Source organism: Halomonas sp. (genome assembly GCF_014859505.1).
In the GTDB taxonomy this organism is placed as follows: domain Bacteria; phylum Pseudomonadota; class Gammaproteobacteria; order Pseudomonadales; family Halomonadaceae; genus Halomonas.
In genome coordinates, this window is the sequence record NZ_JACUUD010000040.1 from 1 (window position 1) to 22490 (window position 22490).

Here is a 22490-nt window from a genome sequence, read left to right on the forward strand (position 1 = left end):
TTTTTCGTTTCTCGACAGCTAACCTTGCGCCCCGGCTGAGTTATCAGTCGGGATATCGGACAGGAATTAACTAAATCAGCCTGACAAGTTCACATATATAAGTCTACGTGGGGATTTGTTAAGTGCTACCCTAGCGAACGTAGACATTAGTTCCCGCGCCAGAATGAATGTAATACGCTTCGTTTCTTGCGCGTATTTAGGCGCTTGTGCCGCGCGGGGAACTTGCCCGATAAAAAGGAGCGTTGTCGGTCATGGCCCCACCACCAGACCCTCGCCAGAATCACTTGCTGGCGGCACTGCCATTGGATGAATATCAGCGCCTGGCCCCTCTCCTCCAGCCTGTCGAATTGAAGCTGGGGGACTCACTGGCCGAGTCAGGAGAGACGATGTGCTATGGCTATTTCCCAACGGATTCCATCGTATCATTACGCTGCGAAATGGAAGATGGAAATCGAACAGAAGTTGCCGTCGTCGGTGCCGAGGGCGTCATCGGCGTCTCGTTGTTCATGGGCGGCGACACGACACCGATCCGTGCCATCGTGCGCAATGCCGGCAGCACCTATCGCCTCAAGGCGGCACTGCTGAAGTCCGAGTTTGATCGTGCGGGCCCCCTGCAGGACCTGCTGCTGCGTTACACCCAGTCACTGCTCGCTCAGATATCGCAGATTTCGGTATGCAATCGACATCACAGCCTGGATCAGCAGCTTTGTCGCTGGCTGTTGCTGAGCCTGGATCGCATACCGACCGACGAGCTCATCATGACCCATGAGCTGATCGCCAACTTGATTGGCGTGCGTCGAGAAAGCATCACCATATCGGCCGGCAGGCTGCAGAAGGCCGGCCTGATTTCCTGCAGTCGCGGGCGTATCAATTTTCTGGACAGGCCCGGCCTGGAAGAGATGTGTTGTGAGTGCTATGAGGCTATCACGGAGGAGTATCAGCGTCTGATGTCCTATCGTCGTCCCCCTCGGGACAAAGGGTATCGATGGCGCGACTGCTCCACACGCGACATCTCCCAACACGGCATGATCGAACCTGGCTACAGTACCAGGGCATAAAGGGAAAACGGCCACCCGGCGAATCCCTGCGGTGGCCGTTTTTTCCGATTCCAAACGTCAGGAAGTCGTCCACTAGGGTCTCGCCGACCCAGCTCACCTAGGGTCGATCACTGAACTCGCCCAGCTTGGGTTTTCCCAGCCTTGGGCTCCTCAGCTTTAGGTGCCAGGATGATTTCGGCCCACCTCCAGCAGCCCCCGGGCGCAGCGCTACCGCGTAAAATGCCAGGCCCACGGCGGCAAGAAGGATGCGCGCGCCAGGTGGATCCTGAGCGGTGATAGCCAGGAGCAGGGTGATCGTCCCAAGCACCAGAGCAAAGATGTATTTCATGACACTTCCTGATTACGCGGCCTGTTCAGCCATGGCGTCGACCCGGGACATATCGACCCGGGACGCACAGCAGCCAACAGACTTTTTTCTGTTTTAATTCGAGCCTTGTCGGCAACCACTTCTAGAGTCCGGCATTTCATGGCTTCGTCACATACTTGCCGAAAAAAATATTTTTCTGGTGCATTATAAAGTGTGTGCATCAGCAGATTAACGGATTCTTCATGCAGCCGGGTGGCTCACTCGATATAGGCAGCAATCTCATTCATGCAGATCAGTTGAATTCGTGCCCGCTCGCTCCAGAATTCCAGAACCTCAACATCGAATGAAATTGATTTAACTTTCTCGAACGAAATAGCGTCAAGCTTGGTATTTTTCATGGAAATTACTCTTTAGTGAGATTGCATCATTACGCCGGTGGCGCAGAGCGCAACGTCCTGTTCAGGCATTTCCCTTGCCACGCTTGCAATGAGGATGAACCTTATGGGACGCACTCACTGTGCGCTGGCGTACGCAGCGTTACGAGATCATCAGATTAAGGGGGATAACGCTGGGCACTCAGAAGTAGCCAATCAGCCGCATGCAGTGCGGACGGATAGTCAGGTAGGCCTCGCGGACATCCGCCTCCGCGGGGTGATCGGTCATGCGAACCAGGTCAGCCGAGGCGTAGGTCGTCTCGCCGATGGTGAGGTCGATGGCATCCGGGGGGAACGTCTGATCGTCGAATGGCATCGGGCGCAGCGCTTCAAGGCCAAGGCGTGAATCGCCGATGGCCGTGTGCATCGCCATGTACTCGTCTTCCTGAAGCCACCTCCCGACGAGCCTGTCGCAGGAGAGCAGCTCGCGGTGATGGGCTTCCAGGGACGTCAGGCCGGGTTCGACTGGCGCAGCAAGAGCGGGTTCGCCGAGAAGGGCGAGGACAATCAGTGAATCGAGCATAGGCTATCCTCCGGGTCGCCATTGTCGACCACCCGATGGCGGCTGCCAAGCCCCCCTCAGGCTTCGAGCCCCGGTGTGCGGCGCCGGGGACGGGGTTCCGGCACCTCGGTGGAGAGTTCCACCTCGACGATCTCGCCCCGCTGCCAGGCCCGTAGCCGCGCCGGCTCTCCTTCAGGGGTATCGCGCACCAGTTCCAGGAAGTGCAACGGGCTGTCTGGGGTCTCGCCGTTCACCTCGAGCAGCATCGCCCCCGGCACCAGCCCCGCCTCGGCGGCATCGCCGCTCACGTCGCTGACCAGCACCCCGGCGCTGTCCGGCAGCCCCAGTGCCTCACGCAGGTCGTCGTCCAGCGGGGTGACGGTGATGCCCAGGGCCACCACCACCTGGTCGTCGAAGCCCTGGTACTCGATCTGGCGCGCCGCCTCCAGCACCTCGGGGGCCACATGGATACTCGCCCCGGCGGTCAGCGCCAGGGCGATGGCGTCGCTGGGGCGACTGTCGATGCGCAGCGGAGTCTCGCGGCCGGGCAGCGTCAGCTCCAGCATACCCAGGAAGGTGCTGTCGGTGAGGGCGTCCACGTAGACCCGGGTCAGGGCTACCTCGGCCCCCGCCAGCACATCGCCGAGCAGCTCATGGGTGAGCGGCCGCGGCGGGCGCTCACCGGTCAGGGCCCGCAGGATGGCGCGGGCCTCGGTCACCCCGATGTAGATCGGGATCACCTCCCCCGCGCCAGGCTCGCGCAGCAGCACCACCGGCACGCCGGCCATGCCCGACATGCCCACGGTGGCCACCTCGACCTCCACCATCGCCTCCGGTGGCACGGCCAGCTCCCTGGCCTGGGCGGGCAGCGCCCAGGCCAGCAGAAAGGCCAGGCAGGGGACCAGCAGGCGCCGGCATAGCAACAACAGTGACACGGACATGGCAGGGCTCCTCGATGGGTGCCCTCTCAGGATGGCAGGCGTCGCGCCCCGTCGCCATGCAGGGACTCAAGCGAGTCATGTTCCCCATGACGCCTCGTCGCTTTGCCGGTAATCTGCCGGGTAGGGTCGTTCAATCGTTCATGACGCAAGGCATACATGGCAGTGAAGCGAACATGGCAGTGAAGCGAATCGCTCGCCTACCGGGCTTCTTCTGGCTGATCGTGGCGGTGGGTATCGGGTTGTCACTGCTTGCCAGTCACCAGGTCTACCGCAGCGCAGAAGCCTCGGCGCAGGAACAGTTCGGCTTCGCGGCCGACCAGGTCATGCTGAGTATCGAGGAGCGCCTGTCTGCCTATGCGCTGGTGCTGCGGGGGGCAGCGGGGCTCTTCGATGCCTCGGAAAAGGTGACCCGCCAGGAATGGCGTAGCTACTTCGACAAGCTGCGCGTCTCCGATGCGGTCACCGGCGTGCAGGCGATCGGCTATACGGTGCGACTCTCCCCCGAGGAGCTATCCCGGCATGAAGCCGAGGTGCGCGCCGAGGGCTTCCCTGACTACCACGTCTATCCCGATACTCCCCGCGACACCTATACTGCAATCGTCTACCTGGAGCCCTTCGAGGGCCGCAACCTGGGCGCCTTAGGCTATGACATGTTCACCGAGCCGGTGCGCCGCGCCGCCATGGAGCAGGCCCGCGACACCGGCATGGCGGCCCTGACCGGCAGGGTCATGCTGGTTCAGGAGACCGAGACCCAGCCTAGCACCCTGATGTATGTGCCGGTCTACCGCCGGGGCGCCCCGCTCGAAAGCGTGGCCCAGCGCCGCGAAGCCCTGATTGGCTGGACCTCCAGCCCCTACCGCATGTACGACCTCATGGAGGGTATCCTCGGCGACTGGGAGCAGCGAGACGGCCAGCCCGTGGGCCTGCGTATCTATGACGGCGACAGGGAGACGGCCGAGCGCCTGCTGTTCAGTAACAAGCCGAGTTCCCTTGCTTCCGGCGCGACCCCCTTCCAGCAGCAGCGCCTGATCGAGTTCAACGGCACGCCCTGGCGGCTGGTCTTCGACCACCTGACCCCTGGCGAGGCCGTCGCCACCCGCACCACCTGGCTCACCCTGCTCGGGGGCCTGATCATCACCGCACTCCTTGGCGCCCTGGTCCTTAGTCTCTCCACCGCGCGAGCCCGTGCCCTGCGCATGGCCGGCACGCTGATGCGCACCGTGCGTGAGCGGGAGCAAGAGCTCGAGACGCTACTGACCCGACTCAAGACCATCGCCGACCGCGTGCCCGGCGTGGTCTACGAGTACCGGCTCCAGCCGAGCGGGCGCGCCTGTTTCCCCTACGCAAGCGATGGCATTCAGCAGGTCTACGGCGTCACACCAGAGTCGGTCAGGGAGGACGCTTCCCCAATGCTCTCGGTGACCCACCCCGACGATCTCGACGGCATGTTGGCCTCCATCCGCCGCTCCGCCGAGACCCTAACCCCATGGCGACACGAGTATCGAGTGATTCACCAAGATGGCGCCGAGCGCTGGCTGTTCGGCGACTCGCTCCCCCATCGCGAACCGGACGGAGACACCACCTGGTTCGGCGTGATCACCGACATCACCGAGCGCAAGCAGTCCGAGATCGCCCTGCGCACTGCCAACATGGAGGCCGAACGCTTCCGCGAGGCGCTCGACCACGTGGGCTCCATCATCTACATGAAGGATCGCGACTCCCGCTACACCTTCGCCAATCGCGCTACCCTGGATTTTTTCGGCTGTACGGCCGAGAGCCTGCTGGGCAGCGAGGACGCCCGCTTCTTTTCCAGTGATGTCGCAAGCCGCCAGCGCAAGATCGACGTTCGCGTGCTGAACGGCGAGCCGACCACCGAGGAGGTCAGCCTCCACGACGCGGCTGGCCACCTGCGCGTCTACCTGGAGGTCAAGACGCCGATCCGTGAGGACAACACGAACGGCAACATCATCGGCCTGCTGGGCATCTCCACCGACATCACCCAGCTGAAGGACCACGAGCGGCAGCTCGAGTACCTGGCCCTCTACGACCCCCTGACCGGCCTCCCCAATCGAGTGCTGCTGGCCGACCGACTGACCCACGCCATGGCCCAAGAGCACCGCCAGGGGCGTCACCTTGCCATGGTCTATCTCGATCTGGACGGCTTCAAGCAAATCAATGACCGCTACGGCCACGCCGCCGGCGACCACCTGCTGATCAGGGTCGCCCAGCGCATGAAGGGAGTCATGCGTGAGGGCGATACCCTGTCCAGGCTCGGCGGTGACGAATTCGTGGCAGTCCTGCAGGACCTGGCCGACGAGTCGGTCGCCACCGGTCTCTTCGAGCGCCTGCTCGACGTCGCCTCTCAGCCCGTCTGGTATCAGTCCCATGCCCTGCGGGTCACCGCCAGCCTCGGCGTCAGCTTCTACCCCCAGGCCGATCCCGTCGAGGCAGACCAGCTGCTGCGCCAGGCCGACCAGGCCATGTACCAGGCCAAGCTCGCCGGCAAGGGGCGCTATCACCTGTTCGATGCCGAACGGGACCGCTCGATGCGAAGCCATCACGAGACCCTGGAGCGTATCCAGCAAGGCCTGCAGGAGGGCGAGTTCCGGCTCCACTACCAGCCCAAGGTCAACATGCGCACGGGCAAGACCATTGGCGTCGAGGCGCTGGTGCGCTGGCAGCACCCCGAACGTGGCCTGCTGCTGCCTGCCCAGTTCCTGCCGGTGATCGAGGAGCACTCACTCTCGGAGGCGCTCGGCGAATGGGTGATCCGCTCCGCCCTGGCCCAGGCGGCCGCCTGGCGCTTGGCGGGGCTCGACCTGCCGGTGAGCGTCAACGTCAGCGCCCGGCAGCTCCGCCAGCGAGACTTGGTGGCTCGCCTCAAGCGGCTGCTGGGCGACCATCCCGAACTGCCCCCCGGCGCGCTGGAACTGGAGGTCCTGGAGACCAGTACCCTGGGTGACCTGTCTCAGGCCTCGAGCCTGCTGGAAGGATGCCGCCAGATCGGTATCCAGGTCTCGCTGGACGACTTCGGTACCGGCTACTCGTCGCTGACCTACCTCAAGCGCCTGCCGGCAAGCATCGTCAAGATCGATCAGAGCTTCGTCCACGACATCCTCGACAACCCGGAGGACCTCAAGATTCTCGATGGCATATTTAGCCTGGCGACCGCGTTCGACCGCCAGGTGATCGCCGAGGGCGTAGAAACGGTTCACCATGGTGACATGCTGCTGCGCGTCGGCTGCGAGATGGCCCAGGGACATGGCATCGCTCGCCCCATGCCCGCGGAGGCCGTTCCCGGCTGGCTCCACGACTGGCGGCCCCCGGCACACTGGGCCACGCTGCCCTTCGTGAATCACACGTCCAGGCCACTGCTCTATGCCGGCGCCGAACACCGCAGTTGGGTCCGGCAGATCGCGTCGCGGCTGACCTCGGAGGAACCCGAAGGCCCTCCACTCGATGCGTCATGGTGTGGATTCTGCCAGTGGCTCGTCCCGCTTCATGACGCCATGGGGCCGGAGATCGAGCGGCTCGAGCGTCTGCACCGGCAGGCACAGCGGCTGGCGGCGGACCTGTTTGCGCTGCAGGACGCCGGCGAGGGGAAACAGGCCATCGACAGGCTGCCGGAGCTCTATGACCAGCGCGATGCCCTGCTACAGGAGATCGAGCGCCTGCTCAGCTGACCCTGTTCACCCCGTCTTGACCCGCATCAGCTCGCTCCAGCGGGTGGTATAGCACGGCGTGCGCCGCTCGCAGCGCAGCGCCCAGGCGTTGTCACGCTGCGGCAGGCCGAAGCGCACTGTATCGCGCCCCATCTGGCGGTTGAGCCGGTCCAGGGTGGCCATCAGCCGCCCGCTGCGCCCGCGCCGGGCCTCGTCGTCGGGCGTCTCCAGCAGCGAGGGCTGGCGATTGTCCGCATCCACCAGATCGAGCAGCATGACCCCGCACTTCTGATAGCGATACCCCTCGAGAAAGATCGCCGCCAGGCCGCGGCGGGCTGCCGCCAGCAGCTCGCGGCTGTCGGCACTGGGCGCGGGCAGCGCCACCAGGGCAGCGTTGCGGTACTGGGGCTCGCCGGCCAGGAAGGGGTTGGTGCGCACGAACACCTGCACCGCCCGGGCCAGGCTGCCCTGGCGGCGCAGCTTCTCGCCGGCCCGGGCGGCGTGCTGGCGGATCGCCGCCTCCAGCTCGTGGCGCTCGCCGGTGAGCCGGCCGAAGGAGCGCGAGACCAGCAGGCGCCGGCGCGGCTCGCTCATGTCGTCGAGGGCGATGGCCGAGCGACCGCGCAGCTCCCAGACCAGGCGCTCCATCACCACCGAGAAGCGGCTGCGCACCCAGCGCGGGTCGGCCTCGCGCAGCTCCCAGGCGGTGGTGATGCCCATCAGCGCCAGCCGCTCGGCGCTGCGCCGGGCCACGCCCCAGAGATCCTCCACCGGGCAGGCGTCCAGCGTTCGCCGGGTGGCCTCGCTGTCGGCATCCAGCCGGCAGACCCCCTCGAAGACCGGCTCGCGCTTGGCCAGGCGATTGGCCAGCTTGGCCAGCACCCGGGTCGGCGCCAATCCCACCCCCACCGGGATGCCGGTCCAGCGGCCCACGGTCTCGCGAAGCGTGCGGCAGTGGGCCTCCAGCGCCTTGTCGGGGAAGCCGTCGAAGCCCACGAAGCTCTCGTCGATGGAGTAGGGCTCCACATCCGGCGAGAACTCCGCCAGCACCTGGTTGACCCGCCGCGACATGTCGCCGTAGAGGGCATAGTTGCTGGAGAGCAGCACCGCCTGCCGGCGCACGGCGGGCGGCAGCAGGTGCAGCGGCGCGCCCATGGCCACGCCCAGCGCCTTGAGCTCCTGGGAGCGCGCCACCACACAGCCGTCGTTGTTGGAGAGCACCCCCACCGGCCGCCCCGCCAGACGCGGATCGAAGGCACGCTCGCAGCTCACGTAGAAGTTGTTGCCGTCGACCAGGGCGATCATGGCGTGCGCCCCAGCAGGTCATGGAGCACATGGGTGACCACCCCCCACACCTCGCACTCGCGCCCGGCCAGGGGAATCGGTGCGAAACGCGGGTTGCTGGCCACCAGCCACACCCCCGAATTGCGCCGCTCCAGGCGCTTGACGGTGGGTTCCCCCTCCAGGGCGATGACGATCACCCGGCCGGGCAGCGGCTCCAGGCTGCGGTCCACCACCAGCAGGTCGCCGTGGTGGATGCCGTCGCCGAGCATGGAATCGCCCTCGGCGCGCACGAAGTAGGTGGCCGCCGGACGCTTCACCACGTGGGCGTGCAGGTCGATCTCGGCGTCCAGATGGTCGTCGGCGGGGCTCGGGAAGCCCGCCCGCACTCGACAGCCCATCAGCGGGCGGGGCGGCCCCACCCCCTCGCCGGCGGCCCGACCGATGACACGGGTCCTCATTCGGTGAGAGAGCAGCATGGGCACCTCCGACATATACTGTAATTTCATACAGTATCAGGCAGGGAGAAACGCTTGGCAACTGCCTCGCCCCCGCTCAACGGAGTGGCGTGCTAACGTGGTGTCAGGGTGCCAGAGAGCACCACACACGATAACAACGAATAACAACACACGCCGAGAGGACTCCCGCCATGGAACGCCGCACCCACCCGCTGCTCACCGACCGCCCCTTCTCCCCCAAGGGCAAGGTGGTCTCCGCCCGCGAGGCGGTGGAACTGATCCGCGATGGCGACGCCGTGGCCACCGGTGGCTTCGTCGGCATCGGCTTCGCCGAGCACCTGGCGGTAGCCCTGGAGGCGCGCTTCCTGGAGAGCGGCGAACCCCGCGGCCTGACCCTGATGTATGCCGCCGGCCAGGGCGACGGCAAGACCCGCGGACTGAATCATTTCGGCCATGAGGGGCTCGTGGCCAGGGTGATCGGCGGCCACTGGGGGCTGGTGCCGGCGCTGCAGAAGCTGGCCATCGAAGGGCACATCCAGGCCTGGAACCTGCCCCAGGGGGTGATCTCCCACCTGTTCCGCGACATCGCCGCCGGCAAGCCCGGCACCCTCACCCGGGTGGGCCTCGGCACCTTCGTCGACCCGCGCCTGGAGGGGGGGCGGATCAACGCCATCAGCACCGAGGAGCGCGTGCGGCTGATGACGATCGACGACGAAGAGTATCTCTTCTACCCGGCGCTGCCGCTGCAGGTGGCGCTGCTGCGCGGCACCACCGCCGACACCCTGGGCAACGTGACCATGGAGCGCGAGGCGCTGGTGCTGGAGGCGCTGGCCATCGCCACCGCGGTGCACAACTCCGGCGGCCTGGTGATCGTGCAGGTGGAGCGACTGGCCGAGCACGGCACCCTGCATCCCAAGGCGGTGCGGATTCCCGGGGTGCTGGTCGACTGCGTGGTGGTCTGCGACGAACCCGAGCACCACTGGCAGACCTTCCGCACTCCCTACAACCCGGCCTACTCCGGCGAGATCAGGGCACCCATGGCCACGCCGGGGCCCATGGCCCTCTCGGCGCGCAAGATCATCGCCCGGCGCGCCGCCTTCGAGCTGGCGCCCAACAGCGTGGTGAACCTGGGCATCGGCATGCCGGAGGGGGTCGGCGCGGTGGCCAGCGAAGAACGGGTGCTGGAACTGGTCACCCTCACCGCCGAACCCGGCGTGATCGGCGGCCTGCCCGCCGGTGGGCTGGACTTCGGCGCCGCCCTCAACACCCAGGCGATCATCGACCAGCCCGCCCAGTTCGACTTCTACGACGGCGGCGGCCTGGACATCGCCTTCCTGGGCATGGCCCAGGCCGACGCCGCCGGCAACGTCAACGTCTCGCGCTTCGGGACCCGCCTGGCCGGCGCCGGTGGCTTCATCAACATCAGCCAGAACGCCCGCCGCGTCGTGTTCATGGGAACCTTCACGGCCTGCCGGGAGGAGCTCTCGGTGATCGACGGCGCCCTGCGCGTGCCCGCAGGCGGCCACCCCAAGTTCGTCGGCGAGGTGGAGCAGCGCACCTTCAGCGGTGAGCTGGCCGCCGCCGACGGCAAGCCGGTGCTCTACGTGACCGAGCGCTGCGTGTTCGAACTGACGCCCGATGGCCTCGCCCTCGTCGAGATCGCCCCGGGGGTGGAGCTCGAGCGCGACATTCTGGCCCAGATGGGCTTCACGCCACTGATGCCCGCGCCACCCCGGGAGATGGACCCGCGAATCTTCCTGGAGGCGCCCATGGGCCTTCGCGAGACGCTGCTCGAGCGCCCGCTGGCCCAGCGCTTCCACCTGGACGCCGCAGGCGAGGTGCTGTTCATCGACTTCGAGAACCTGCAGATCACCACCCTGGACGACGTCGAGGCCATCGAGCAAGAGGTGGAGGCGCGGCTTGCCCCGCTCGGCCAGCGGATCAATGCAGTGGTCAACTACGACCACTGCCGCATCGACGACGCGGTGCTGGGTGCCTATACCGCGATGGTGCGCGGCCTGGAGGAGCGTTTCTATACCCGGGTGACCCGCTACACCACCAGCGGCTTCATGCGCCGCAAGCTGGGTCATGCCCTGGAGGCGCGGGCCGTGGCCCCGCACATCTACCAGAGCGCCGCCGAGGCCGAGGCCCACCTCCACGAGGGCGAGGGCTGACCCCTCGCCTCATCCCTCGAGCTCCAGTGCCTCCACCGGCACCGGCCGGCCGAACAGGTAGCCCTGCAAGACCCGACAACCATGCGCCACCAGCCAGTCTCGCTGGGACTCGGTCTCCACCCCCTCGGCGACCACCTCCAGCTGCAGGCTCTCGGCCAGGGCGAGGATACTGGCGACAATCGCCTCGCTGGCCTCGTCCTCCAGCAGGTCACGCACGAAGGACTGGTCGATCTTGAGCTGGTCCAGCGGCAGCCGCTTGAGATAGGCCAGCGACGAGTAGCCGGTGCCGAAGTCGTCCAGCGCGAAGCGCACGCCCCGCTCGCGGAGCTCCAGCATGCGGAGGCGCGCCTCGTCTCGCGCCTCGAGCAGCAGGCTCTCGGTCACCTCGAGCTTGAGGCGAGAGGCCGGGGCGCCGGTCGCCTCGAGGGTCTCCAGCACGCGCTCGACGAAATCCGGCTCGCGGAACTGCCGCGGGCTGACGTTGACGGAGAGGCTCAGCGCCGCCCTCGCCGGGTCCAAGGCCCAGGCCGCCAGCTGCCGGCAGGCGGTCTCCAGCACCCAGTGACCGATCGGCACGATCAGCCGGTTCTCCTCGGCCAGGGGGATGAACTCGCCAGGCGAGACCAGGCCACGCACCGGGTGCTGCCAGCGCAGCAGGGCCTCGACTCCGATGACGGCGCCTCGCTCGTCAACCTGGGCCTGATAGTGCAGGCGCAGCTCATCGTTGGGCAGCGCCTGACGCAGGTCCGTCTCGAGCCGCGCGCGGGCCTGCAGGCGCACCTGCATGCCGGGGTCGAAGAAGGCCAGGGCGTTGCGACCCGCCGCCTTGGCCTGGAACAGCGCCATGTCGGCCTGCTGCAGGATCTCGTCGAGGGTGGTCTCGTGGTCGCGGTAGAGGGTCAGGCCGATGCTTATCGACACGACGAGGCGCTCCTCGCCCAGTCGCAGCGGCGCCTGCATCACCGCCAGCAGCTTGTTGGCGACCCGTTCGGCGATCACCGCCACCTCCTCAAGCTCGGTCCCCAGGTCGTGAAGCAACACGGCGAACTCGTCGCCGCCCAGGCGGGCGACGGTATCGGTGTCGCGCAGCACCCCTTCGAGCCGATGGGCCACCTCCTGAAGCAGCTGGTCGCCGGCATGGTGGCCGAGGGTGTCGTTGACCTGCTTGAAGTGGTCCAGGTCGAGGAACAGCAACGCGCCGAACTGGCCGCTGCGGTAGCTGTCCTTGAGCGCCACCTCCAGGCGGTCGAGCATCAGGCGCCGGTTGGGCAGGCCGGTGAGCGGGTCGAAGAAGGCCAGCTGGTGGATCTCCTTCTCGGCCGCCTTGCGCTCGGTGAGGTCGCTGAAGGTCGCCACGAAGTGGGTCGTCTTCCCGGCGGCATTGCGCACCGCGGAGAGGGTGAGCCACTCCGGGAACACCTCGCCGTTCTTGCGCCGGTTCCAGACCTCTCCCTGCCAGCTGTCGGTGCGCAGCACGCTGCGCCAGAGGCGACGATAGAAGGCATCGTCATGCAACCCCGACGACAGCAGCCGCGGGTTTCTGCCCACCACCTCGGCTTCGCTATAGCCGGTGATTCGCGTGAAGGTGTCATTGACCTTGAGGATGCGGCTATCGCCATCGGTGATCAGCATCCCCAGGTGGGTCTCGAAGGCGGTGGCGGCGATGCGCAGCTGGGCCTCGGTGGCGCGCTCCTCGGTCACATCGCGCACCACGGCCAGGGCACCGGCCTGCGTATGGTCGTGATCGATCAGCGGGCTGAGCAGTGTATTGAAGTTCCGCGGCTCACCCTGGATCTCGAGCGTGTAATCATAGGCGGTCGGGCGTCCGGTCTGGGCCATCCGCTCCAATTCCGCCTCAAGTTGATCTGCCACCCGGTCGGGCAGCACCTCCCGATAGTGGCGGCCTTGGAGCGACGCGGAGGGGGCCAGCAGCAGGTCGGGGTCGCCGGCATGCACGTAATCGAAGCGTCCCTCGCCATCGAAGACGAAGATCAGGTCCTGCATCGAGCCCACCAGGGCCTCCAGGCGCGCCTCCCGGGACTGCACCTCGCGGCGGGCCTCCTCGCGCTCCCTCAGCCTGCCCTGCAGCTCCCGCTCCAGCACCAGCCGGCCGAGGTAGTGGCGCAGCAGCCAGCCGCACAGGGCTGCCACCAGCAGGAAGAGGCCGGCGAGCAGCCAGAGGCGCTGCCAAAAGCCGGCCAGGATCACCTCGACCTCCTCGCCGACCACCACCGCCAGGGGCAGGTCCCCCACCCGCTGCATGGCATAGAGGCGCTCACGCCCATCCAGCGGCGAGTCGGTGCGCAGCGTGATCCAGGGCTCACCGCTGTCGAGGAAGGCCCGGGTCAACGGCTCGGTTACCGGCCGGCCCATCACCGCCATGGCCCCACCGCCGCCAAAGCTCGGCCGCCGGGCGAGCAGCTGCATCTCGGTATCGAGGAGGGCGATGCTCTCCCCCCGGGTCATGTCCAGACGCCCCAGCGCCTCGCCGAAGATCGTTGGATCGAGCCGCAGGACCGCCAGGCCGACGAAGCGCCCCTGAGCGTCCCGCAGCCGGCGGGCATGGGCAAGAAAGTAGGCCTGACCGAAGGGCGACCAGGAGAGCGGGGTGACCAGCACGTCCCGCTCGAGTTCGTCGAGGAAACCGGAGTAGAAGTTGCGCCCGCTGAGGTCGAAGCCGGGCGGCCGCCAGGGGGCGGAGGAGGCCAGGACGCGCCCCGCCGCATCGACCAGGCTCAGCTCGTCGATGAAGGCGAGGCGGTCGCGCTGGTCAGCCAGCAGGGTCTCGAGGCGGTCCGAGTCGCGTGCCGGATCGGCCAGCGCCGGCGCCAGGAGATCATCGAACAGCTGAGCCAGGCCGCCCAGGGCATGCTCGCTGACAGCGAAGGTGGTGGCCACCCACTCGGCGACGATGTCGGCTCGGGCGACAACGCGCTCGCGGCCGGCCTCCAGGTCGCGGTGGTGCTGGTCCCAGAGGAACCCGGCGAACAGCAGCAGGATGGCCAGCAGGGCCACCAGATAGAACAGCATGGCGCGGCGGCGCAGGCGCGTATGGTCGGTCTCAGGCTGATCTTGAAGAGTGAGGGCATCACCACTCATGTTACCGGCGTTCCTAACGTTGAATCGACCCAGAGGAAGTATCAGAAAATTGCTCAGTAGCTTAAGAGCCGCAGCACGAAGCACCGATCATGGCAGCCATTTAAGCAGAGAACGCCGCGGGCCACCATGCGCGTCTCAGCACAGGCTCACCCCGGTTCGGCCAGCCCGGCGCGCTGGCCCTCGTTGCCACCCGCCAACGACGCGGGCCGCCCTGAGGCGGCCCGGTCGAGGGTCATGCTGCCGGCTGGCCGGCGTCAGTTGCGGCCGCGCCCGGCGCCGCGGCCACCCCCGGTGCCCGGCTCGTGCATGCGCTGGCGCCGCTCCTCCATGATGCGGTGGCGCATCTGCTGGCGATGCTCGGCCTGCAACCGCTGGCGCTCCTCGGGGGAACGGGCGCCCTGCATGCGCTCGGCGAAGTCCCGGCGCTCCTGCGGGTTCATCATCTGGCGACCATAGATGCCGTCGGGCTCGAACCCGCGCTCCATGGCGCGCTGGCGGATCATCTGCTGGTACTCGTTGTGGATCTGCTGGCGCTCCTCGAAGGAGCGGGTGCTCTGCAGGCGCTGGCGGACCTGGTCGCGCTCCTGCTGGGTGGTCATCTGCCGGCCGTAGAGGGACTCCTCGAGGTCGGCGTCCTGGGCCTGGGCCAGGCCCACGGAGAGGCTGAGCACGGCCACCGGCAGCAGGGTGGCGCAGCGCTGGAAGAGTGACTGGCGTTTCATGGCGGTTACCTCATGGAAGAGCGAAGGGAATGACGTTATTCCCTGTGCCTCTTCATGTGTAGTTGGCGCGTCGCTGCCCGTCCACGGCCGGATCACCGAACCGCCGGGGATCTGTCGCCGGGTTGATGCAGGACAAGCCCTGGCAGGTCGACGGCCGTGGCATGGCAATTGCGACGCGCACCGTCCACCCTGAAGGAAGAGCCGCCACCGCCGCCGGGACCGCCATGGACGACGTCGCCAGCCAGTTCATCACCGCCAACCAGACCGCCATCGAGCTGTCGGTGGCCCTGCTGCTGGGGGCGCTGATCGGCATCGAGCGGGGCTGGGTGGCGCGGGAGCAGAAGTCCGGCGAGCGCATCGCCGGTATCCGTACCCACGCCCTGGTTGGCCTGCTCGGCGGCATCGCCGCCCTGCTGACCGAGGCGCTGGTCGCCTGGGCCTTCCCGCTGCTGTTCCTGGCCGTGGCGGCCATCGGCCTGGTGGCCTGGCGAGCCCGGGTGACCAAGCATCGCGACTACAGCATCACCGGTCTGATCGGGCTGCTGCTGACCTTCTGCTTCGGCGCCATTGCGGTGGCCATCGACCTGGCCCTGGCCACCGCCTGCGCGGTGATCACCGCGGTGATCCTCGACAACAAGCGCGAGATCCACGGCCTGCTCAACAAGCTGCAGGCCCACGAGCTCGACGCCGGGCTCAAGCTGCTGATGATCACCGTGGTGATGCTGCCGCTGCTGCCCAACCAGGGCATGGGCCCCGGCGCGGTGCTCAACCCCTACGAGATCTGGTGGATGGTGGTGCTGATCGCCGCCATCTCCTTCATCGGCTACTTCGCCATCCGCGTGGGCGGCCCCGAGAAGGGCATCCTCTTCACCGGCCTGTTCGCCGGGCTCAGCTCCTCCACCGCCCTGACCCTGCACTTCGCCCGCCAGTCGCGCCGCACCCCGGAGCTGGACGCCCTGCTCTCCGCCGGCATCCTGCTGGCCTGCGGCACCATGTTCCCGCGCATCCTGATCTATGCCGCGGTGATCCATCCCGCGCTGCTGCCGCGGCTGCTGCTGCCGACCCTGGTCATGGGGGCCCTGCTCTACCTGCCGGCGCTGCTGATCTGGCGCCGCCACCGCCTGGCGGCGCGGGTCGAGCGGCCGACGCCGATCCAGAACCCGCTGGAGCTGCGCACCGCGCTGCTGTTCGGCGCCCTGCTGGCGCTGATCATGCTGATGGGCGAGTGGCTGCGGGAATGGCTGGGCCAGGCCGGCATCTACCTGCTCGCCGCCGCTTCGGGGCTGGCCGACGTCGACGCCATCACCCTGTCGCTGACGCGAATGTCCCTCGAGCGCATCGATGCCCCCACCGCGGTGCTGGGCATCGTCATCGCCGCGGCGGTGAACAACCTGGTGAAGGCCGGCCTGGCGGCCGGCTTCGGCACCCCGCGGACGGGCTGGCGGGTCGGGGGGCCGATGCTGGCGTCGCTGGCCGCGGGGCTGGCGCTGGCCTGGCTGGCCTGAGCCGGCCCCGCTCGATGGCTTGGTCCCGGCGCCCCTGCTACGAGGACTCGTAGGGGCGCGCCAGGATCTCGTCAGGCCCATGGCGGCCGAGGATCTCCTCGACTTCGGGCTTTGACGTATCGGGCACGATCACCTTGACCTCATGGGTATCTCGGTCGAGGTAGAGCTTTTCCCGGGGGTAGCCCTCGGAGATCAGCTCGTCATAGGCATTGATCGCCATGTCGATGTTGCCGTAGGCAGCCGTTACGGTCTGTGTCATGACACCCTCCTGAGCGGGTAGGCAGGAACATCGGCGCCACCAGGCACCGACCTGAACTCGGGGAGGCGCCTCCCCGACCACAGTCTAGTTATAGCGCCTCGCGAATAACCGACCACGCCATCGTCGATTTCCTTGTCCGGGATCAATGCCTCCGGCCGAGTCAAGTGCGCTGTGTCGCGATCCAGGAGGCGGGCTCACCGCCCTCGGCGGATAATATCCGCGGCACGCCACGGCCTTTCCCGTGACGCCCCTCAATCACCATCGCCCTGTCTTCCGGGAAGTGTCACCGTCCGGGTCTCGCCGGCCGGGACCACCTCGACCTCGACCACATCAGGATGGCGCTGGGCCTCATCGGCCAGGACGAGGCCGGCCATCGAGAGCGCCAGACCGGCCAGTATCCCCTTCAGGGCTTGCATGACATCACCTCCTTAAACCGCCATCTGACGTTCCTGCCTCGGATTCAGGACCTCAGCCGAAACGCTCGGCCAGCTGCCAGTCGTTGTCGGTGAGCGGCACGCCGCCCTGAGGGGTGACTCGCACGGTATCGCTCAGGCCAATGCCCCACTCCCCCGGCAGGCGCAGGCAGAGCGGCAGGTGAAAGACCATGTCGGCGGCGAACTCACGCTCCTGGCCACGGGCGATATAGCCAGTGCCCTCGACCCAGCTCGGCGGGAACTGGGCCCCCACCGCATAGCCGAACACCCCCGAGAAGAACAGCCGCTCGGCATGGGGGACGAGCACCGCCTCGGCGGCCCGCGCGGCATCGTCGAAGGTACGACCCGGGCGCATCTCGGCAAGCAGCGCCTCGAAGATCCCCCGGCACAGGTCACGGACCTGCTGCATCTCGCGGCTGGCCCGACCGGCTACGGCGGTGCGCATCATCGGGGCGGTATAGCGCTGGAAGGCCGAGCCGAACTCCAGGAACACCGGGTCACCCGCCTCGATGACGGTGCGCTTGTGGTTGACGTGGATGATACTGATGCGCCGCCCGCTGGTAACGATGGGCTGCAGGCTCATGAACTCGCTGCCGGCCGCCAGCAGCGCCCGGGCGCCCTCGGCGGCGACCTCGTTGTCGGTGACGCCGGGGGCAATCACTGACTCGGCGGCACGCAGGCCCAAGGAGGTGATCCGCGCGCTCTCGCGCAGGCAGTCGAGCTCCGCCGGCGTCTTGACGAGGCGGATGGCGTCGAGCAGCGCCCCGCCATCGTCGCTAAAGCGCTCGGCGCCGAGCCGCGCCTGCAGCTCGCGGATCACCCCGAAGCGCAGCCCCGCCCCGAAGAGATCGAGACCGATGTGGCGATAGGGGGCGAGCGTCTCGGCCAGCGGCGCGATCACCTCGTCGATTCCCTCCCAGCGGTAGCCGAGGATCTCGTCCACCGCGGCGGTGACCACGGCCGGGCCGGTCTCGATGGAGGGCACCTGCAGCACAAGCCGGTCGGCCGAGACCACCAGGGCCGTGTGCACCGAGACCTCGAAGGTGTGATAGCCGGTCAGGTAGAAGATGTCGGCGGGGTCGGTCAACAGCAGCGCTTCGAGCCCCGCCTCGCGCATCGCGGCGCGCACCCGGGCGAGGCGCGAGGTAAATTCGTCGGGCGCGAAGGGCAACTCGGTGCCCTGCAGCTGTTCGGCCAGGGCATGACGGTAGGCGTGGTGGTCCATGGGCACTCTCCGGGGGCGGGCCGGTGGCGGTCGAGTCAGGGCCGAACGCAGCGGTTCGGGGCTACCGGCAGTGTAGCCCCCGCCCGGCGCGGGCCGCGGTAAGGGCGCGAAAAATATCCCTGTTCGGCTCCGGCCCGGTTTCGTAGAATTCCGCCACATGTTGAACGCCACAGGACAACGATATGGGTAGGGCCTTCCAGAACCGCAAGGAATCCATGGCCAAGACGGCCAACGCCAAGACCAAGGTCTACAGCAAGTACGGCCGAGAGATCTATGTGGTCGCCAAGCAGGGCGGCACCGACCCCGCCGGCAACCTGAGCCTGCGCGGCCTGATCGAGCGCGCCAAGAAGGACCAGGTGCCCTCTCACGTCATCGACAAGGCGCTGGACAAGGCCAGCGGCGTGGGCGGCGAGGATTTCTCCCCGGCCCGCTACGAGGGCTTCGGGCCGGGCAACGTGATGGTCATCGTCGATTGCCTGACCGACAACCCCAACCGCACCTTCGGCGACGTGCGCGCCTGCTTCACCAAGACCAAGAGCAAGATCGGCACCCCGGGCACCGTGAGCCACACGTTCGACCACTGCGCCATCCTGGCCTTCAAGGGCGACGACGAGGAGGCCACCCTGGAGGCGCTGATGGAGGCCGATGTCGACGTGACCGACATCGAGAACGAGGAGGGGCAGATCACCGTCTTCGCGCCCCACACCGAGTACGCCAAGGCCAAGCAGGCGCTGATCGACGCCTTCGGCGAGCTCGACTTCGAGGTGGACGAGATCCAGTTCGTCCCCCAGACCACCGCGCCCATCGAGGGCGACGACGTGGCGATGTTCGAGAAGTTTCTCGACATGCTCAACGATCTGGATGACGTACAGAACGTCTTCCACAACGCCGAGCTGCCCGAGTAGTCCCCTGCCCCGCTGCCGCCCGCTCAGGGCGGCAGCGCCCCTTCAGCGCCGCGGCAGGTTCCCCTGCTCCGTGAGGAAGGCGTCGATCCCCGCCGAGTAGCCCGGCTCGCTCTCCAGAAAACCGGTGTTGTGGCCGCCCTGGATCTCCAGTAGCCGCCTGGGCTCCCGGGCCGCTCGATACACCGCCTCCCCCTCGCTGAAGGGGATGATCTCGTCGTCGCGGCTATGGATGACCAGCAGCGGCGCCTCGATGCCCCTGACGTGGGTCTCGGTGTCGTGGGAGAAACGCGCCAGCCAGCGCGCCGGCAGGAAGGGGTAGACGCGCTGGGCCAGCGCCGGCACCGAGCGGAAGGGCGACTCCAGGATCACCGCCGCCGGTCCTGGGCCTTGCCCCTCGGGCCCCTCTGCTTCCATCCGCTCTGCTTCCAACTCCATGGCCAGTTCGGCCGCCACGGCGGCTCCCAGGGATCGCCCGAACAGCACGATCTCCCCGGGGGCCTGGTCGGCCTCCTCGCGCAGCCAGCGCCAGCCGGCCCGGGCGTCCATGGCCAGCCCCGCCTCGGAGGGTCGCCCCTCGCTGCGGCCATAGCCGCGGTAGTCGAGGATCAGCACCGAGAGCCCCAGGCGATGGAACTGCACCAGGGAGTCGAGGCGATGGGTGATGTTGCCGGCGTTGCCGTGCAGGAAGAGCAGGCTGGCCCGGGGGCTCTCGTGGGGCAGCCACCAGGCGTCCAGGGCCAGGCCGTCCTCGGTCTCGAGGGTCACCGGCGACCAGGCCAGGCCACGATCCGCCGGGGTGCCGATGGGCTCGCGCCCCATGTGAGGCAGATAGAGCAGCCGTTCCTGGAAGGCCCAGGCCAGGGCCACCACCAGCAGGTAGACCAGCGCAATCCCCGCCATCCAGCGCAGCAGCATGGTTGCCTCCTTCCACTACCTTGCGTGGGCCGCTGCTCGCTCAGCCGGCGACTATCCCCAGGCGCAGCCAGAGCCAGAGGGCCATCACCAGTGAGTAGAGCGCCGTCAGGCCCAGCAGCCCATTGAGTGCCGCGCCGTCGCGACGCTGTATCTCCCGCACCAGGCCCAGCGCCGCCAGGCCGGTGATCCCCCATGCCCCCCAGGCCCAGGCCGCCGCCCCCATCGGCAGCGTGGACAGAAGCGGCCCCATCGTCAGGATAGCGAACAGTCGCCGGGTCGCCCGCGGCCCCATGCGCACCGCCAGGGTGATCTTGCCGGCCCGGGCGTCGGTATGGCGATCGCGCAGGTTGTTGACCACCAGGATGGCGGCCACCGGCAGGCCCACCAGGAGGCCCGCCGCCACCGCCTCCCGGGTGATCGGGCTCTGCTGGGCCAGCAGCGAGCCCAGCACCGCCACCGGGCCGAAGAAGCCCCATACCGCGAACTCCCCCAGCCCACGGTTGGCGTAGGGACACTTGCCGCCGCTGTAGCCGAGCACGCCGAGCAGCGCGAGGCCACCCAGCAGCCACAGCAGCCAGTGGCCGAAGAGCGTAAGCCAGAGCCCCGTGGCCACGGCAACGCCCAGGGTCACGACGAGGCCCGCACGCAGCTCGCCGGCGCTGAGCCAGCCCGCCTGCAGGGCGCGGGTAGGCCCCAGGCGGTCGTGCTGGTCCACGCCGGAGAGGCCATCGAAGAGGTCGTTGGCCAGGTTCACCGCCAGCTGCAGCGCCAACGCGCAGGCCAGGCAGAGTACGGCGGTCGACACGCTGAAGTGGCCGGGCACCACCAGCGCCTGGCCCAGCAGTACCGGTCCTACCGCTGCCGGCAGCGTACGCGGGCGCAGCGTTTGCACCCAGATAATCATCTTGGTGGGTACCGCCGTGGTCATGGTTCTTCTCTCTGAGCTTGTCTCAATGAAAGCGCTATCGCCCTTCGCCGCGGCGCATGACTTGGGGCATACTCTGTGGTGTATCCCCGCTTCCTGCAAGGAGAAAGGATGTCCGCAGCCTGGTTGTCCCAGGTGGCTCTGCCCTGGGTGCTGGCCAGTGTGATGATGGCCATGGGCCTCAGCCTGACCCGGGGCGACTTCGCCCGCACCTGGCGCCACCCGCGCCGGGTTCTGCTCGGCACCGGCCTGCAGATGCTGGCGCTGCCGCTGCTGGCCTGGGCGCTGGTGCTGCTGCTGCCCCTGCCGCCGCTGGCGGCGGCAGGCCTGCTGCTGGTCGCCCTGGTGCCGGGCGGGGCCACCTCCAACATGTTCAGCTATCTGGTCCAGGGCGACCTGGCCCTGTCGGTCACCCTGACCGCCATCGCCGCGGTGCTCGCTCCCTTTACCCTTCCGCTGCTCATGGGCTGGAACCTCGAACTGCTCGGCCTCGCCAGCGGCGGCCTCGCCCTGCCCTACTGGCAGACCGTCGGTCAACTGCTGCTGGTCACCCTGCTGCCGGTGCTGGCCGGCATGCTGCTGCGCCAGGCACTCCCCGCGCGTTGGCTCGAGGTGGTACTGCCCGGCGTCAAGATATTCACGGGGGTGGCGATGATCTCGGTGGTGGTGGCGCTCTTCGTCAGCCACGCCGAGCGGCTGCCGTCTCTGGTCAGCCTCGAGACCCTCGCCGTGCTGCTGCTCTGCCTCTCGAGCATGCTGCTGGGGCACGGCGTCGCACGGCGACTGCGCCTTCCCCACGACAGCGTGCGCGCCATCACCGTGGAGGTGGGCGTTCAGAATGCCGGGGTGGCGATGATGGTAGCCTTCGTGCTGCTGGAGCAGCCGGCCATCGGCCTGGTGCCGCTGCTCTACGGCCTGCTGATGAACGTGCCGGTGTTCCTGTGGATGTTCGCCTGCCTGTGGCGGGATCGTCATCAGGTATCCGCGGTCGCCGACAGGCGCTGACTCCCTGCCGGTCACCCGGCACCGATCCATCGCGTGGATGGCTACTGCCCTGCTGCTGGCCGTCAGCCGCCTGCGCGGCGTCTGACGGCCGGCCGCGCTATTCGACGGTGATGGTGATGACGTCGGAGACCAGCGGCGGGTCGAAGCTGACGTGACGATAGTCCATGAACAGCAGCTGGAGAGTGTACTCCCCCGGTTCGAGCTCCAGGCTGCCCTCGGTCTGGCCGCCCCCGAAGTGGCGAGTATGGTCGGTGAAAGGCAGCGGCGCGCCCAGATCCAACTCCTCCAGCGGCATGTTCACCAGCAGGTGGTGGTGACCGGTGTCTGGGAAGTCGGCACCCGCTGGCGCCACCCCCATGCCGGTGAGGCCCATGCGCACGGTCACCGGGCTCGACAGGGTGGCGCCGTCCTCCGGCGAGATGAGGTAGACCTCGGCGCCCTCGGCGGCCGAGATGCGCTCCAGTTCCGCCATGGCCGGCGCCGCCAGCAGCGCGCTGCCGGCCAGTCCCAGCGCCAGGGCCAGGGCCTGGGAATAGGTCCGCTTGTTCATGGTTATCTCCTTTGCCATTTCGCGATGGCGTGCAGGGCGGCATCCACCACCCGGTTGGCTCGATCGGACCGACTTGGCCCGCTCCCGCCCTCCAAGACTAGTCGAGCCTGACAGGGTTGGCAGGCGGGT

General features: G+C 67.7%; 19 protein-coding genes. 6 read left to right on the forward strand and 13 right to left on the reverse strand.

Going from position 1 to position 22490, the window contains the following annotated elements:
- Window positions 1–251 precede the first annotated feature (251 nt).
- A complete protein-coding gene (locus tag IBX53_RS07615; protein WP_290907447.1) occupies window positions 252–1058 on the forward strand; it encodes a Crp/Fnr family transcriptional regulator in 807 nt (268 codons plus the stop codon).
- 564 nt (window positions 1059–1622) lie between these two features.
- On the opposite strand, the gene IBX53_RS07620 is transcribed toward IBX53_RS07615, so the two are convergent.
- The 3 genes from IBX53_RS07620 to IBX53_RS07630 form a co-directional block, all read right to left on the reverse strand.
- Window positions 1623–1763: a hypothetical protein gene (locus tag IBX53_RS07620; protein ID WP_290907450.1), complete on the reverse strand. Its 141-nt coding sequence runs from the start codon at window positions 1761–1763 to the stop codon at window positions 1623–1625.
- 178 nt (window positions 1764–1941) lie between these two features.
- Complete coding sequence (locus tag IBX53_RS07625; protein ID WP_290907453.1) at window positions 1942–2322, reverse strand: hypothetical protein; 381 nt, start codon at window positions 2320–2322, stop codon at window positions 1942–1944.
- Window positions 2323–2378: 56 nt separating this feature from the next.
- Window positions 2379–3242 carry a bifunctional nuclease domain-containing protein gene (locus tag IBX53_RS07630; RefSeq protein WP_290907456.1) on the reverse strand — a complete coding sequence of 288 codons (864 nt, stop codon included), beginning with the start codon at window positions 3240–3242 and terminating at the stop codon, window positions 2379–2381.
- A gap of 173 nt (window positions 3243–3415) precedes the next feature.
- Here IBX53_RS07630 and IBX53_RS07635 point away from each other — a divergent pair, with 173 nt between their 5' ends.
- Window positions 3416–6925, forward strand: a complete 3510-nt coding sequence (locus IBX53_RS07635) for an EAL domain-containing protein (protein ID WP_290907459.1) — start codon at window positions 3416–3418, stop codon at window positions 6923–6925.
- 6 nt (window positions 6926–6931) lie between these two features.
- On the opposite strand, the gene IBX53_RS07640 is transcribed toward IBX53_RS07635, so the two are convergent.
- Both IBX53_RS07640 and IBX53_RS07645 read right to left on the reverse strand, forming a co-directional pair.
- The gene (locus tag IBX53_RS07640) at window positions 6932–8209 is read right to left on the reverse strand and encodes a Y-family DNA polymerase (RefSeq protein WP_290907461.1); all 1278 of its coding nucleotides are present in this window, start codon (window positions 8207–8209) and stop codon (window positions 6932–6934) included.
- Window positions 8206–8664 (reverse strand): LexA family transcriptional regulator, encoded by a 459-nt coding sequence (locus tag IBX53_RS07645; RefSeq protein ID WP_290907464.1) that lies wholly within the window; start codon window positions 8662–8664, stop codon window positions 8206–8208. Before IBX53_RS07645 ends, IBX53_RS07640 begins: the two co-directional genes overlap by 4 nt.
- 170 nt (window positions 8665–8834) lie before the next feature.
- On the opposite strand from IBX53_RS07645, the gene IBX53_RS07650 reads away from it, so the two are divergent.
- Window positions 8835–10817, forward strand: coding sequence for an acyl CoA:acetate/3-ketoacid CoA transferase (locus tag IBX53_RS07650; RefSeq protein ID WP_290907467.1), 1983 nt, complete (start codon window positions 8835–8837; stop codon window positions 10815–10817).
- Between the two features lie 9 nt (window positions 10818–10826).
- On the opposite strand, the gene IBX53_RS07655 is transcribed toward IBX53_RS07650, so the two are convergent.
- Window positions 10827–13916, reverse strand: a complete 3090-nt coding sequence (locus IBX53_RS07655) for an EAL domain-containing protein (RefSeq protein ID WP_290907470.1) — start codon at window positions 13914–13916, stop codon at window positions 10827–10829.
- A 254-nt stretch (window positions 13917–14170) separates the two neighbouring features.
- Window positions 14171–14638 carry a hypothetical protein gene (locus IBX53_RS07660; RefSeq protein WP_290907473.1) on the reverse strand — a complete coding sequence of 156 codons (468 nt, stop codon included), beginning with the start codon at window positions 14636–14638 and terminating at the stop codon, window positions 14171–14173.
- Between the two features lie 161 nt (window positions 14639–14799).
- Here IBX53_RS07660 and IBX53_RS07665 point away from each other — a divergent pair, with 161 nt between their 5' ends.
- Window positions 14800–16143: an MgtC/SapB family protein gene (locus tag IBX53_RS07665; protein WP_290907476.1), complete on the forward strand. Its 1344-nt coding sequence runs from the start codon at window positions 14800–14802 to the stop codon at window positions 16141–16143.
- 37 nt (window positions 16144–16180) lie between these two features.
- Here the strand turns inward: IBX53_RS07665 and IBX53_RS07670 are convergent, their stop codons facing one another.
- The 3 genes from IBX53_RS07670 to IBX53_RS07680 form a co-directional block, all read right to left on the reverse strand.
- Window positions 16181–16402 (reverse strand): hypothetical protein, encoded by a 222-nt coding sequence (locus IBX53_RS07670; RefSeq protein WP_290907479.1) that lies wholly within the window; start codon window positions 16400–16402, stop codon window positions 16181–16183.
- Window positions 16403–16653: 251 nt separating this feature from the next.
- The gene (locus IBX53_RS07675) at window positions 16654–16818 is read right to left on the reverse strand and encodes a hypothetical protein (RefSeq protein WP_290907481.1); all 165 of its coding nucleotides are present in this window, start codon (window positions 16816–16818) and stop codon (window positions 16654–16656) included.
- Window positions 16819–16870: 52 nt separating this feature from the next.
- Window positions 16871–18061, reverse strand: coding sequence for a Xaa-Pro peptidase family protein (locus IBX53_RS07680; RefSeq protein WP_290907482.1), 1191 nt, complete (start codon window positions 18059–18061; stop codon window positions 16871–16873).
- Window positions 18062–18243: 182 nt separating this feature from the next.
- Here IBX53_RS07680 and IBX53_RS07685 point away from each other — a divergent pair, with 182 nt between their 5' ends.
- Window positions 18244–18966 carry a YebC/PmpR family DNA-binding transcriptional regulator gene (locus IBX53_RS07685; protein WP_290907484.1) on the forward strand — a complete coding sequence of 241 codons (723 nt, stop codon included), beginning with the start codon at window positions 18244–18246 and terminating at the stop codon, window positions 18964–18966.
- A gap of 42 nt (window positions 18967–19008) precedes the next feature.
- On the opposite strand, the gene IBX53_RS07690 is transcribed toward IBX53_RS07685, so the two are convergent.
- Together IBX53_RS07690 and menA are read right to left on the reverse strand one after the other, a co-directional pair.
- Window positions 19009–19881, reverse strand: coding sequence for an alpha/beta hydrolase (locus tag IBX53_RS07690; protein ID WP_290907487.1), 873 nt, complete (start codon window positions 19879–19881; stop codon window positions 19009–19011).
- A 40-nt stretch (window positions 19882–19921) separates the two neighbouring features.
- The gene (gene menA / locus IBX53_RS07695; protein WP_290907490.1) at window positions 19922–20809 is read right to left on the reverse strand and encodes a 1,4-dihydroxy-2-naphthoate octaprenyltransferase; all 888 of its coding nucleotides are present in this window, start codon (window positions 20807–20809) and stop codon (window positions 19922–19924) included.
- Window positions 20810–20917: 108 nt separating this feature from the next.
- On the opposite strand from menA, the gene IBX53_RS07700 reads away from it, so the two are divergent.
- Window positions 20918–21811: a bile acid:sodium symporter gene (locus IBX53_RS07700; RefSeq protein ID WP_290907493.1), complete on the forward strand. Its 894-nt coding sequence runs from the start codon at window positions 20918–20920 to the stop codon at window positions 21809–21811.
- A gap of 97 nt (window positions 21812–21908) precedes the next feature.
- Here the strand turns inward: IBX53_RS07700 and IBX53_RS07705 are convergent, their stop codons facing one another.
- Entirely contained in the window at window positions 21909–22361 is a 453-nt protein-coding gene (locus IBX53_RS07705) for a DUF4399 domain-containing protein (RefSeq protein WP_290907496.1), read from the reverse strand.
- Between the last annotated feature and the right edge of the window lie 129 nt (window positions 22362–22490).

Bases quoted from the DNA above. Each gene is read 5' to 3' on its own strand.
- IBX53_RS07645 (WP_290907464.1), bottom strand. From the start codon at position 8,664: ATGCTGCTCTCTCACCGAATGAGGACCCGTGTCATCGGTCGGGCCGCC.
- IBX53_RS07700 (WP_290907493.1), top strand. From the start codon at position 20,918: ATGTCCGCAGCCTGGTTGTCCCAGGTGGCTCTGCCCTGGGTGCTGGCC.
- IBX53_RS07650 (WP_290907467.1), top strand. From the start codon at position 8,835: ATGGAACGCCGCACCCACCCGCTGCTCACCGACCGCCCCTTCTCCCCC.
- IBX53_RS07680 (WP_290907482.1), bottom strand. From the start codon at position 18,061: ATGGACCACCACGCCTACCGTCATGCCCTGGCCGAACAGCTGCAGGGC.
- IBX53_RS07675 (WP_290907481.1), bottom strand. From the start codon at position 16,818: ATGCAAGCCCTGAAGGGGATACTGGCCGGTCTGGCGCTCTCGATGGCC.
- IBX53_RS07625 (WP_290907453.1), bottom strand. From the start codon at position 2,322: ATGCTCGATTCACTGATTGTCCTCGCCCTTCTCGGCGAACCCGCTCTT.
- IBX53_RS07635 (WP_290907459.1), top strand. From the start codon at position 3,416: ATGGCAGTGAAGCGAATCGCTCGCCTACCGGGCTTCTTCTGGCTGATC.
- IBX53_RS07655 (WP_290907470.1), bottom strand. From the start codon at position 13,916: ATGAGTGGTGATGCCCTCACTCTTCAAGATCAGCCTGAGACCGACCAT.
- menA (WP_290907490.1), bottom strand. From the start codon at position 20,809: ATGACCACGGCGGTACCCACCAAGATGATTATCTGGGTGCAAACGCTG.
- IBX53_RS07660 (WP_290907473.1), bottom strand. From the start codon at position 14,638: ATGAAACGCCAGTCACTCTTCCAGCGCTGCGCCACCCTGCTGCCGGTG.
- IBX53_RS07690 (WP_290907487.1), bottom strand. From the start codon at position 19,881: ATGCTGCTGCGCTGGATGGCGGGGATTGCGCTGGTCTACCTGCTGGTG.
- IBX53_RS07615 (WP_290907447.1), top strand. From the start codon at position 252: ATGGCCCCACCACCAGACCCTCGCCAGAATCACTTGCTGGCGGCACTG.
- IBX53_RS07685 (WP_290907484.1), top strand. From the start codon at position 18,244: ATGGGTAGGGCCTTCCAGAACCGCAAGGAATCCATGGCCAAGACGGCC.
- IBX53_RS07640 (WP_290907461.1), bottom strand. From the start codon at position 8,209: ATGATCGCCCTGGTCGACGGCAACAACTTCTACGTGAGCTGCGAGCGT.
- IBX53_RS07705 (WP_290907496.1), bottom strand. From the start codon at position 22,361: ATGAACAAGCGGACCTATTCCCAGGCCCTGGCCCTGGCGCTGGGACTG.
- IBX53_RS07620 (WP_290907450.1), bottom strand. From the start codon at position 1,763: ATGAAAAATACCAAGCTTGACGCTATTTCGTTCGAGAAAGTTAAATCA.
- IBX53_RS07665 (WP_290907476.1), top strand. From the start codon at position 14,800: ATGGCAATTGCGACGCGCACCGTCCACCCTGAAGGAAGAGCCGCCACC.
- IBX53_RS07630 (WP_290907456.1), bottom strand. From the start codon at position 3,242: ATGTCCGTGTCACTGTTGTTGCTATGCCGGCGCCTGCTGGTCCCCTGC.
- IBX53_RS07670 (WP_290907479.1), bottom strand. From the start codon at position 16,402: ATGACACAGACCGTAACGGCTGCCTACGGCAACATCGACATGGCGATC.